Annotated in this window: 10 protein-coding genes; 4 read left to right on the forward strand and 6 right to left on the reverse strand. The window is 40.3% G+C overall.

Features of this window, described 5'->3' with window-relative positions; all coding sequences use genetic code 11:
- Positions 1-25 precede the first annotated feature (25 nt).
- Together MED217_RS15740 and MED217_RS15745 are read right to left on the reverse strand one after the other, a co-directional pair.
- Positions 26-1,252, reverse strand: coding sequence for a Glu/Leu/Phe/Val dehydrogenase dimerization domain-containing protein (locus tag MED217_RS15740; protein WP_009781540.1), 1,227 nt, complete (start codon positions 1,250-1,252; stop codon positions 26-28).
- Between the two features lie 66 nt (positions 1,253-1,318).
- Entirely contained in the window at positions 1,319-2,389 is a 1,071-nt protein-coding gene (locus MED217_RS15745) for an anhydro-N-acetylmuramic acid kinase (RefSeq protein ID WP_009781541.1), read from the reverse strand.
- 219 nt (positions 2,390-2,608) lie between these two features.
- Here MED217_RS15745 and MED217_RS15750 point away from each other — a divergent pair, with 219 nt between their 5' ends.
- Positions 2,609-3,751 (forward strand): acyl-CoA dehydrogenase, encoded by a 1,143-nt coding sequence (locus MED217_RS15750; RefSeq protein ID WP_009781542.1) that lies wholly within the window; start codon positions 2,609-2,611, stop codon positions 3,749-3,751.
- Positions 3,752-3,986: 235 nt separating this feature from the next.
- On the opposite strand, the gene MED217_RS15755 is transcribed toward MED217_RS15750, so the two are convergent.
- Entirely contained in the window at positions 3,987-4,547 is a 561-nt protein-coding gene (locus MED217_RS15755; protein ID WP_009781543.1) for a hypothetical protein, read from the reverse strand.
- 100 nt (positions 4,548-4,647) lie between these two features.
- Positions 4,648-6,231: a solute:sodium symporter family transporter gene (locus tag MED217_RS15760; RefSeq protein WP_009781544.1), complete on the reverse strand. Its 1,584-nt coding sequence runs from the start codon at positions 6,229-6,231 to the stop codon at positions 4,648-4,650.
- 405 nt (positions 6,232-6,636) lie between these two features.
- Here MED217_RS15760 and galK point away from each other — a divergent pair, with 405 nt between their 5' ends.
- From galK to MED217_RS15775, 3 genes are read left to right on the forward strand one after another with little or no spacing between them, the layout of a single operon-like run.
- Entirely contained in the window at positions 6,637-7,803 is a 1,167-nt protein-coding gene (gene galK, locus MED217_RS15765) for a galactokinase (protein WP_009781546.1), read from the forward strand.
- A gap of 16 nt (positions 7,804-7,819) precedes the next feature.
- A complete protein-coding gene (locus tag MED217_RS15770) occupies positions 7,820-8,857 on the forward strand; it encodes a UDP-glucose--hexose-1-phosphate uridylyltransferase (RefSeq protein ID WP_040533752.1) in 1,038 nt (345 codons plus the stop codon).
- A gap of 1 nt (position 8,858) precedes the next feature.
- Positions 8,859-9,869, forward strand: coding sequence for a LacI family DNA-binding transcriptional regulator (locus tag MED217_RS15775; protein ID WP_009781548.1), 1,011 nt, complete (start codon positions 8,859-8,861; stop codon positions 9,867-9,869).
- 79 nt (positions 9,870-9,948) lie between these two features.
- On the opposite strand, the gene galE is transcribed toward MED217_RS15775, so the two are convergent.
- Positions 9,949-10,971 carry a UDP-glucose 4-epimerase GalE gene (galE, locus tag MED217_RS15780; protein WP_009781549.1) on the reverse strand — a complete coding sequence of 341 codons (1,023 nt, stop codon included), beginning with the start codon at positions 10,969-10,971 and terminating at the stop codon, positions 9,949-9,951.
- A complete protein-coding gene (locus tag MED217_RS15785) occupies positions 10,968-11,774 on the reverse strand; it encodes an HAD-IIA family hydrolase (RefSeq protein WP_009781550.1) in 807 nt (268 codons plus the stop codon). Before MED217_RS15785 ends, galE begins: the two co-directional genes overlap by 4 nt.
- Positions 11,775-11,776: the final 2 nt, after the last annotated feature.

Here is an 11,776-nt window from a genome sequence, read left to right on the forward strand (position 1 = left end):
TGTTGGTTAATTATTTCTATTAAAATTAAACGAGCTGCTGTAACGCAAGCTCAAAAGCAGTTTTACTCAAATTTTGCTTACTGCTGTTGTGTTTATATGTTTTTTCTATTGCATTCTTTATCGTCAGGGACGTATCGTTGAAAATAGCCTCATCGGTCATTTGTACACGACGCTCCATAAAATAAGCAAAAACGCGAGCCATCCCACAGTTTGATATAAAATCAGGAATCACCGAAACTTTTGAATCGGTATGCTCCATTATGGGGCCAAAGAAAATCTCTTTATCTGCAAAGGGTACATTTGCTCCGCAAGAAATGACTTCTAATCCTGCTTCGATCATCGTATCGATTTGTGCCTGAGTCACTAATCTTGAAGCTGCACAGGGAGCAAAAATCTCTGTTTTAATTTCCCAAATGCGCTTATTTACCTCTTCAAAAGAAATGAGATTCTCGGCTACCAATTTATTGCCCTTTTTATTCAAGAACAAATCTTTTATTTCCTCAAAAGAAAAACCTTCTTCATTTATAAGTCCGCCACCGGCATCAATGATCCCAACGATCTTCGCTCCTTGTTGCGCCAAATAGTACGCTGCTGCAGAACCTACATTACCAAAACCCTGGATTACGGCACGCTTCCCTTCTAAATTTCCTCCGTAAATATCATAAAAATGACGTGCAGCTTCAGCAACCCCATAACCGGTGATCATATCTGCAACGGTATACTTTCTGGAAACATCTGGAGAAAATGCTGAATTTTCAAGCACCTTAATCACGCCTTGACGCAGCTGACCTATGCGATTGATCTTATCGGCTTCGGTAGGTTTAAAATGCCCGTTGAAGACTCCTTCTTGTGGATGCCACACTCCGCTTTCTTCGGTAATCGGAATCACTTCGTGAATTTCATCTACATTGAGATCTCCCCCGGTTCCGTAGTAACTTTTCAGCAAAGGAGAAACAGCTGCATACCAGCGCTCAAGCACTCCTTTTTTTCTGGGGTCTGAAGGATCGAAATTAATTCCGCTCTTAGCTCCGCCAATCGCCGGGCCAGACACGGTAAACTTCACCTCCATCGTTTTGGCAAGTGATAAAACTTCGTTTCGATCAAGTCCCACACGCATACGCGTTCCTCCACCGGCTGCTCCGCCTCTAAGCGAATTAATCACCGTCCAGCCTTCGGCTTCGGTCTCGGGATCGTTCCAGTGAAATACAATTTCAGGCTCTTTATTCTCGTAACGTTTTAGTAAATCTTTCATCAAATAATCTAGAGGGTTAGCAAATATAACGACTTAGGTGGTTTTCCCTATCGTTTTCATATTAATTTAAGGTGAATACAGTAAACCTGCACAATGATCTTTTGAAGCACCTGTCACACACTTTAATACATTATTAGTATTGCGCAAGCGCAAGACTCCCATAAACGCAAAAATGAGTGCTTCTTTAAATTCTATAAGCTTCGCTTTTGGAATAAAAAGTGTGTTTTGCATCAACTTTTGAGTACTTTCTATCAAATAGGTATTGTAGGCACCGCCACCGGTAACTAATATTCCATTTTTCTTGGAAGTCAACTGCTTAAAAGCTTCAGCCAGCTGCACACTTATATGCGCTGTAAACGTCGCAATCTTATCTTCTACCGAAATCTCATAGGTTTGAAGTATAGGAAAAATTTCGGCCTTAACCCATTCTAGGCCTAAAGATTTTGGAGCGGCTTCTTTATAAAAAGGTAGTTCGTTAAGTGCAGCCAGCAGTTCTGGACTCACGGTTCCCTTACGCGCAATAGCGCCATCACGATCAAAAGGTTCTCCGAGTTCACGCGTTAACTGATTGAGCACAATATTCGCCGGACAAATATCAAAAGCGATACGCTCTTCCCCATTCTGAAAAGATAAATTAGCGAAACCACCAATATTTAAACACGCATCGTATTTATGAAATAAAAGTTGGTCTCCAATAGGTACCAAGGGCGCACCTTGACCACCTAAAGCAACATCTTCTACTCTAAAATCACAAACCACAAGTTTCTCGCAAAGCCTTGCCAGCTCCGAACGATTACCTATTTGATAGGTAAGCCTCTTTGCCGGCTGATGCAGAATGGTATGACCGTGAGAAGCGATCGCATCTATGTGCTTTAACGGATTTCTAGCGCTAAAGTCTTGGATCAATTGCGCTAAATATGCGGTGTATTCCCTATCTAAATCAACCAGCTCATCTTTAGAAAATGCTACTGCATCCCGCAAACGCGCTACCCAATCCTCATCATAGGCCACAGTCTCACAAGCAAGCAACTCATACTCCCAGTTTTGCGTTTTAGTGAAACGCACATAAGCCAGATCAACCCCGTCGAGAGAGGTCCCACTCATAACACCGAGCATCAAATATGTAGTTGAATTCATAAAATTAATTGCGGTTATCCTTAAAAACTAGCTGTAATTATAAAGATTATTTAAATTACAGCATATTTATCATTACTTTTTGAATTTTCTATAAATAAATTCGTTTATTTTACCAAATATTATGCAAGCATAGTAAATTGCTTGTTACTATCTTATTTTATTCAAAAAAGCCGATAAGTTAAGAAAACGATATAGTACAATTTAAAAGCACAAGTTAATATGGACTTTAGTTTAAGCGAAGAGCATATAATGATACGCGACGCCGCTCGTGAGTTTGCTCAAAATGAACTGTTACCGGGCGTTATAGAGCGCGATGAGAAGCAACATTTCCCAAAAGAATTGATCAAAAAGATGGGAGATATGGGCTTTTTAGGCATGATGGCTCCTACCGAGTTTGGCGGCGGTGGCATGGACACGATCTCGTATGTTTTGGTAATGGAAGAATTATCGAAGATAGACGCCTCAGCATCGGTAATCGTTTCGGTAAATAACAGTCTCGTAAATTATGGTTTAGCCACTTATGGCTCTCAAGCTCAAAAAGAAAAATACCTTTCCAAATTAACTACAGGTGAAAAACTAGGAGCTTTCTGTTTGAGTGAGCCCGAAGCCGGTAGTGATGCTACTTCTCAAAAAACCACTGCCATAGATCAAGGCGATCATTATATTCTTAACGGAACCAAAAACTGGATTACCAATGGCGGCTCTGCAGATTATTATCTTGTGATCGCACAAACCGATAAAGAAAAGAAACACCGCGGCATCAACGCATTTATCGTTGAAAAGGGTTGGGAAGGTTTTGAGATAGGACCTAAAGAACAAAAATTAGGAATTCGTGGAAGCGACACACATTCCCTCATCTTTAACGACGTAAAAGTACCTAAAGAAAATAGAATTGGGGAAGATGGCTTCGGTTTTAAATTTGCTATGAAAACGCTAAGCGGTGGACGCATTGGTATTGCGGCTCAGGCACTTGGGATCGCAGCAGGCGCTTTTGAGCTTGCCCGTGACTATTCAAAAGTGCGTAAAGCTTTTGGTACCGAAATTTGTAATCACCAAGCTATCGCATTCAAGTTGGCCGATATGCAGGTTGAGATCGAAGCGGCCCGTCATATGGTGATGAAAGCAGCCTGGGATAAAGATCAAGGAAATAACTACGATATTTCGAGCGCCATGGCAAAGCTACACGCCTCAAAAGTAGCAATGGATGTCACTGTCGAAGCAGTACAGGTTCACGGCGGCAATGGTTTTGTAAAAGAGTATCACGTAGAACGTCTTATGCGTGATGCCAAGATCACACAGATTTATGAAGGAACTTCAGAAATTCAAAAAATTGTGATTTCTCGCGGATTACTCAGCGATTAAATCAGCTCTGGATAGTATATACTTGATCCTACTTATGAAAAAGCCTTGAGCACGATGTCTCAAGGCTTTTTATTGGCACCCCTAAGGGTTAAATATGCCGAGGCCTGCCTTTGTCGGCAGACAGGCTTGCCACGAAATTGCACATTTGTTTCCAAACAATAACTCAAGAGCTTGCCCTGAGGTGGCTTACTTTAAACTTCTGTTCATCTAGGGTACATTCTGAAATGTTGAACGATTAAAATGAATATCCTAGTCTTAGAAAAATATCGGGTAGAAAATAATAGGGATCTGCACTTAGATAAGGCTCTTCAAGATTGGCCGCTACTCCTGCTCCCAATCCCAACTCAAAACTGAAATGTTGTCCATAAACACGCCGCATTCCGGCATTGAAAGTAACACCTGCTGAAGAAACAACGTCTATAGTATCTTCGCTTGAAATGGAAAATAAATCGGGAAGCAATGCAAACTTCAGACTTAAAAAATCTGCAGAATTCCCGGCTATCGACTTTCCTTTGCGCACTCTTCTATTTAAATTGCGGTACCAACGCGGCTCGATGCGCAGCACCGGAAGGAGTGCGTAATCAAAAGTATCGCCTGCTCCCCAAAAACCACCGTCAAAGCCAAGTTCAGAACGCAAAGCAACTGACGAAGTTAATCGCGATTCATTGTGAGCCCATATTCCGAGTAAACCCGTTTGAACTCCCCAAACCGATTTTTCTACAGCGATCTGAGTAGGTTCTTGAGCCTGAAGATTTGCAGTAAACACTACAAACAGAAAAAATACTACTTTATACATATTTATTATTTTCAGCAATATATACAATTATTCTAAAGAATTTCTTCCATAAAAAAAGCCCATTGAAAAATGGGCTTTTTGATAACGTATTAGACCGTCTCTATTTTGCGAAATAGATGTAAATACCTACCACAATTAAACAGATCACAAGCCCTACTTGATTTACATATTTGTACGGTTCTATCGAAACTTTTTTGGTGTACTCCAGTACGAAAGGCTCTTTTCTTGGAGCAATTTTTCCTATGATCAACATAATAATGATATTGGTCACAAATAGAATGGCCATCACGTGTAAATAATGTGGATAATTCTCTTCTCCAAAATAAGGCTTCATCACAAACTGACTGATGATGTATAGAATAGAACCTGACACGATTCCTATTTTTGCGGCAATCGCCGGTACGCGTTTTGTAAAATACCCTACCACGATAATGGTAAAAATCGGAATACTATAAATACCATTGATCTCTTGCAAATAACTGAATAAACTTCCTGCATTTGCAATCAAAGGAGCGATGAACATCGCTGCAAGTGCCAGGCAAACCCCAAAGATCTTCCCATATTTTACAACCACGCTTTCTGATGCTTCTTTATTGATATGTTGCTTGTAAATATCAATACCGAACAAGGTTACAGAACTATTCAACACACTGTTAAACGAACTCAAAATTGCTCCAAACAATACCGCTGCAAAGAAGCCCATTAAAGGTTTTGGCAACACTGCACGCACCAATTCTGGATACGCTAGATCACTGCTGTCAAGTCCGCCTTCAAAATAATAATACGCGATCATTCCCGGCAATACGAGAATAATAGGACCTAAAATCTTCAAGAACGCAGCAAGCAAAAGTCCTTTTTGACCTTCAGCTAAACTTTTTGCTCCCAATCCTCTTTGAATAATTTGCTGATTAGTTCCCCAATAGAAAAGTTGCACAAGCATCATTCCTGTAAAAATAGTTGCAAAAGGCACTTCTTGGCCAGGCTCTCCGGTAGAATCAAAACGCTCAGGATTTGCATCTACTAATGTACTTAAACCCTCTAGAACGCTTCCGTCACCAATAGCCATCAAACCAAAAACAGGAATCATGACACCTCCAATAATCAAACCTACGGCATTAATACTGTCTGAAACTGCAACTGCTTTCAATCCGCCAAAAACCGCATAAATAGAACCGATGATCCCGATTCCCCAAATACAAATAACCAGCGCTGTGGTATCAGAAACGCCCAGCAAAGTAGGTACGTCAAACATTCCGCTTATGGCAACAGATCCTGAATATAAAATCACCGGAAGCAACACCACCACATAGCCGGTTAAAAACAAGCCGGAGGTTATGGTCTTGGTTGTGGTATCAAAACGTTCTGCCAAAAATTGAGGTACGGTAGTAATTCCTCCTTTTAAATATCGCGGCAATAAGAAAATCGCAGTCACTACAATAGATAAAGCTGCAAGCGTCTCCCACGCCATAACTGAAAGTCCATCTTTATAAGCACTACCGTTAAGTCCCACGATTTGCTCGGTAGAAAGGTTGGTGAGTAATAGTGAACCTGCAATTACACCTGCGGTTAAACTTCGCCCTCCTAAAAAATACCCATCTGAAGTTGACTCATCAGACTTTCGCACAGCCAACCATGAGATGACTGCTACTAAAATTGTAAATGCTAAAAAGGAAATTAATGCCATAAAATAATCTTTAGATTAGCTACACCGTTGTAGTTGCTGTAGCTACAACGTTTTTCAAAAAAGGCAAAGGTAGCTTTTTCAAATTGCCCGCTTTTATTTTTATGTTTTAAAAATGTCAAAATCCTACAAAAATGCGTCAATTTTCATTCACAACAAGAATTTATGACGTGAATTTTAGATTTAGATTTTCAGCCCAGAGAATGCTCCCCAGAAAATGCGGTAAGGAGAAGCTTCAGCTATAAAATATTATCGCTTCAAAATGAATCAATTAATTCATTCTTCAAGTCCATCGCATAACAATTCTGAAAAATACTTATAATATTTATTAAACGTAAAATTTACATTTAATATTATTTGTATCTTTGACATTCAATAACAGCAACAAGCTAAATCACCTACGGTATTTTGGAAAATCTAATAGCTACACAGTCGCCCGAGCACACCGCACAATTAGGAGCTTTTCGTGCAGAAGTAATCATCAACTCTCCGGGGAGGGTAAACTTGATTGGTGAACACACCGATTATAATAATGGTTTTGTGATGCCCACCGCGATCGACAAAACGATCCAGTTTCATTTAAAAAAGAATGGAACCACATCTCAATGTCGTATAAACAGTCTTAATTACAACACCAGCTATACCTACGACCTCCACAAGGCAACCACAGATGATGCCGAGTGGACGCACTATATCATTGGTGTGACCGAAGAGATTAAAAAGTTGGGCAAAACACTCGCCGGCTTTGACTGCATGATGTACAGCAATCTGCCTATGGGAGCCGGGATTAGTTCTTCGGCTGCTTTAGAATGCGGTCTGGCAAAAGGTCTTAATGAATTGTTTGATCTTGGTCTAACCGATTTGGAGATCATCAAATTATCGCAAATGGCAGAGCATAATTATGTAGGAACCAAGTGCGGTATTATGGACCAGTTTGCTTCGGTGATGAGTAAAGAAAATCACGTGATTCAATTAGACTGCGAGAGCTTAGATTACAAATTGCTTCCGTTTGCGATAGAGCCTTATAAATTATTATTGCTTAATACTAATGTTTCTCACAGTTTATCTACAAGCGAATACAATGTACGCAGAGCGGAATGTGAAGCGGGCGTTAGCTTACTACAAAAATGGTATCCTGAGATTTCTTCGCTGCGTGATGTAACTTTAGAGCAATTGCAAAAACATCAGGACGCATTTGAACCTGTCGTTTTTAAGCGTTGTGAGTATGTCCTAGAAGAAAATCAGCGTGTTGAAGCAGCTGCCAAAGCTTTAAAGGAAGAAAATCTGGAAGAATTTGGTAAGCTTATGTACGGTTCACATGAAGGACTTCAGCATAAATATGAAGTAAGCTGTAAAGAGCTGGATTTCCTTACCGATTTTTCTAAAAACCACGATGCCGTTTTAGGCTGTCGTATGATGGGTGGCGGTTTTGGCGGCTGTACGATAAACCTAATTCACGAAGACGAAATTCTAGCGTATATTGAAGCAGCCGAAAAAGCATATCGCAAAGAATTTAATATCAAGCTTACCGCATTTACTGCAATGCCGGCAAATGGCGGAAAACGTATTCAATAAACAAATAAGCCTCACTATGGTAGATTTTAATGATAATTCACACAGACGTTATAATATTTTAACCGGAGAATGGATTTTGGTCTCTCCTCATAGAACCAAACGCCCCTGGCAAGGAAAAGAGGAAGATGTCACTGTTGAAGAGCGCCCCTCGTATGATCCTAAATGTTATTTATGCCCGGGTAACGAGCGCGCCGGAGGTCATCAAAATGAGGATTACAAAGAGCCTTGGTCGTTTGTTAATGATTTTGCAGCCCTAAAAAATGATGTCCCTCAGGCAAAATTTAAGTCGGGTTTATTGAAAGCAGAATCGGAAAGTGGAATTTGCAAAGTGGTTTGTTTCTCGCCAGATCACTCGCTCACCTTACCGGTAATGGAAACCGAAAATATTGACAAAGTAATTGCGCTTTGGCAAAAAGAATATCGCGAATTGGGCAAAAAAACCGATATCAATCACGTGCAGATTTTTGAAAATAAAGGAGCCGTGATGGGGTGTAGTAATCCGCATCCACACGGGCAGATCTGGGCACAACGCACCATCCCGCAAGAAGTAGCAAAGAAAAACAAACAACTACGAGAATATTGGAGCAATAACGGCGTTAGTCTTCTAGCTGAATATTTAAAGGAAGAATTACAACTTAAAGAGCGCATCGTTGTAGAAACAGAACATTTTGTAGCTTTAGTTCCGTACTGGGCGGTATGGCCTTATGAAGTAATGATCGTTCCAAAAAAACAGCATAAAACGATTTTAAGCCTTTCTGAAGAAGAGCGTAAAGATTATGCAAAGATCATTAAAGCGGTGACTATTAAATACGATAATCTGTTTAAGACTTCATTCCCGTATAGTTCAGGAATTCACCAGGCGCCTACAGATGGTCAAGATTGGGACTGCTGGCATTTTCATATGTCCTTCTATCCTCCATTACTGCGCTCGGCAACGGTTAAAAAGTTTATGGTAGGTTATGAAATGTTTGCAACTCCACAAAGAGACATTACTGCAGAGATGGCTGCCGAAACTTTACGTAATTTAGCAGACACACATTACACTAAAGAGTAACATGCCAACTAAAACTACATTAAAAGGAATTGCTGAACATTTGAAATTGTCGATTTCGACCGTTTCAAAAGCACTTGCTGATAGCCCTGAGATTAGTGAATCAACAAAACTCTTGGTCAAAACAGCTGCAAGACAACTTAAATACCGTCCTAATGCAATGGCACGCGGTCTTAAAAGCAGCCGAACCAACACGCTAGGCGTTGTGATTCCGAATATCATGCATAACTTTTTTGCAAAAGTTATTGTGGGTATGGAAGAAGAAGCCACCAAAAACGGCTATAGTTTGGTCACCTGTATTTCTAACGAATCTCTAGAAAAGGAAAAGCAAAGTCTCAATATGCTTAGCGATGTTTCGGTAGATGCGATTATCATAAGTCTCACTTCAGAAACACAAGAAACCAACGAAATAGAACATCTTAATGATATTTTGCATTATGATATTCCGATGGTAATGTTTGATCGCGCCAATACAGATGTTGCCTGCGATAGTGTAGTGATCAATGATTTTTCTGGAGCGTTTGAAGCTGCCAGCTATCTGTTTAATACCGGCTGTAAAAACGTAGGCTTTCTTTCTACTTTAAGCAACACTTCGGTGGGAAATAAAAGACTCGCGGGATATCAAGCCGCCGTTTCTAAAGAAGAAGGTGCGGTTCCTAAAGTTTTATATACCAAACTAGCAACGCTGGAACAAGATTTAGGAACTTTTCTTGACAAGAATGAAATAGATGCTTTGATCACGACAGATGAATCGAGCGCGATCTATGCAATGAATACGATTCGTACCAAAGGGCTGGAAGTTCCTAATGATGTAAGTGTGATAGGATTTACTGATGGAACGCTGGCGCGCAATTATTTCCCTTCGGTTACCACTGTAAAACAACAAGCGGAAATCATGGGAAAAAAAGCGATTGAAATCGCGATACGAAACATCAATGCTAAAGAAAAGCAAGCTCCCCAACAAGAAGTTATAGAAACCGAATTGGTCATCAGAAACAGTACGCGCAAGCTGTAAATTTTCAGTTTTCACAAATAAAAAAAGCCCAAAATCAGATTGATTTGGGCTTTTTCAGTTTTTCAAACCGGTCATTCAATTATTTAATGCCGCGTACTTTTTTCTCCCATTTCCAGGCAGAATCCAGTGCATCAGCAAGTGTTAATTCTGATTTCCAACCAAGTTCGTTATTGGCATGTTCTGTGTCTGCATAAGCTGCAACCACATCGCCTTCTCTTCGATCTACGATTTTATAAGGTAATTTGACTCCTGAAACTCTTTCAAAAGTCTCAATAACTTCAAGAACAGAACTTCCTGTTCCGGTTCCTAAATTAAAGACTTCGTAATTGGTTTTATTCTCATGTTCTACCAAGCGGGTCAATGCTTTTACGTGAGCTTTAGCCAAGTCAACCACGTGAATGTAATCGCGTACACACGTACCGTCTTCGGTAGGATAATCATTTCCAAACACACTAAGCTCGTCACGCAATCCTGCAGCAGTTTGCGTTATAAATGGCACTAAATTCTGCGGAACGCCTAGCGGCAACTCGCCTATCTCTACACTTTCATGTGCGCCTATAGGATTAAAATAGCGCAATGCAATGGCATTGAAATTCTCGTAAACCTTGGCCGTATCTCTAATGATCTCTTCACCGATTTGCTTGGTGTTTCCGTAAGGTGATTCTGCTGGTTTTACGGGTGCATTTTCAGTAATAGGAAGTTCATCGGCTTGGCCATAAACCGTACATGACGAACTAAAAATAAAGTTAGCTGAAGCTTTTTCTGTGAGTTCTTTCAACAAATAAACTAACGAGCTTAGATTGTTTTCATAATACAGCAACGGCTTATGAACACTCTCTCCAACTGCTTTAGAAGCAGCAAAATGAATCGCTCCGCTTACGTCTGCATATTTTTTAAAAAAAGCTGAAACGGCATTGCGATCTCTTAGATCCAGTTTTTCAAATTCTGGCTTCTTGCCGGTGATGGCTTCAATACCATCTAAAACCTCTTCAGAAGCATTAGATAGATCATCAATTACAACGACCTCATATCCTGCATTCTGCAATTCGACTACGGTGTGCGAACCTATAAATCCGAGTCCGCCGGTTACTAGTATTTTCAAAATTCTGCTACTTTATTTTCAACAGAAAGCTTTTCTAAAGCCTCGTCGATGTTAAAATCCTTAAGTGAGTCAATAATCATATCAGGCCCAAAAGCATATGTGCCGATATCTTTCTGCTTAGAAACTCCAGAAAGCGTTAGGATCGTTTTATATCCCATTTGGATAGAACCTAGAATATCGGTATCCATCGTATCTCCAATGACAATAGTTTGATCTGTAGTCAAGCCTAACTTTTTACGCGCAGCGCGCATCATCACCGGACTTGGTTTTCCTACCGAAAAAGCTTTACGCCCGGTGGCTTCTTCGATCATTTTCACGATCGCTTTGATCCCTAGGTTAGACCAACCGATTTTCTTTGGCGATGGATCTAAATTGGTAGCGATCAATTTAGCGCCACCAAGAATCATGTCTACCGCATTATTAGCCATTTCTAAAGTGAAATTTCGGCCTTCTCCTACAACCACATAATCAGGATCTTGGGTCACCAAGCTGTATCCATTTTCATGTAAACTACTTAAAAGTCCTCCTTCACCCAGAACATAAGCTGTTCCATTAGGCTTTGTAAAGCCTAAAAACCAAGCCGTTGCCATCGCGCTGGTGTACACATTATCTTCTTTAATGTGAATTCCCATGGGGCGTAATTTATTTACGACATCAATAGGACTACGCTGGCTGTTATTGGTCATAAACAAGAACGGAATTTCCCGATCCTGTAATGTTTTTATAAATGTATCTGCTCCCGGAATCAAGTCATTACCGCTGTAAATGACTCCGTCCATATCTATTAAAAATCCTTTATCCATTG

This window comes from Leeuwenhoekiella blandensis MED217 (assembly GCF_000152985.1).
GTDB classification, from domain to species: Bacteria; Bacteroidota; Bacteroidia; order Flavobacteriales; family Flavobacteriaceae; genus Leeuwenhoekiella; species Leeuwenhoekiella blandensis.

What these genes read in the sequence shown, in the direction of transcription:
- MED217_RS15770 (WP_040533752.1), top strand. Translation starts at nt 7,820, where the DNA reads ATGGTAGATTTTAATGATAATTCACACAGACGTTATAATATTTTAACC.
- MED217_RS15775 (WP_009781548.1), top strand. Translation starts at nt 8,859, where the DNA reads ATGCCAACTAAAACTACATTAAAAGGAATTGCTGAACATTTGAAATTG.
- MED217_RS15740 (WP_009781540.1), bottom strand. Translation starts at nt 1,252, where the DNA reads ATGAAAGATTTACTAAAACGTTACGAGAATAAAGAGCCTGAAATTGTA.
- MED217_RS15785 (WP_009781550.1), bottom strand. Translation starts at nt 11,774, where the DNA reads ATGGATAAAGGATTTTTAATAGATATGGACGGAGTCATTTACAGCGGT.
- MED217_RS15755 (WP_009781543.1), bottom strand. Translation starts at nt 4,547, where the DNA reads ATGTATAAAGTAGTATTTTTTCTGTTTGTAGTGTTTACTGCAAATCTT.
- MED217_RS15750 (WP_009781542.1), top strand. Translation starts at nt 2,609, where the DNA reads ATGGACTTTAGTTTAAGCGAAGAGCATATAATGATACGCGACGCCGCT.
- MED217_RS15760 (WP_009781544.1), bottom strand. Translation starts at nt 6,231, where the DNA reads ATGGCATTAATTTCCTTTTTAGCATTTACAATTTTAGTAGCAGTCATC.
- MED217_RS15745 (WP_009781541.1), bottom strand. Translation starts at nt 2,389, where the DNA reads ATGAATTCAACTACATATTTGATGCTCGGTGTTATGAGTGGGACCTCT.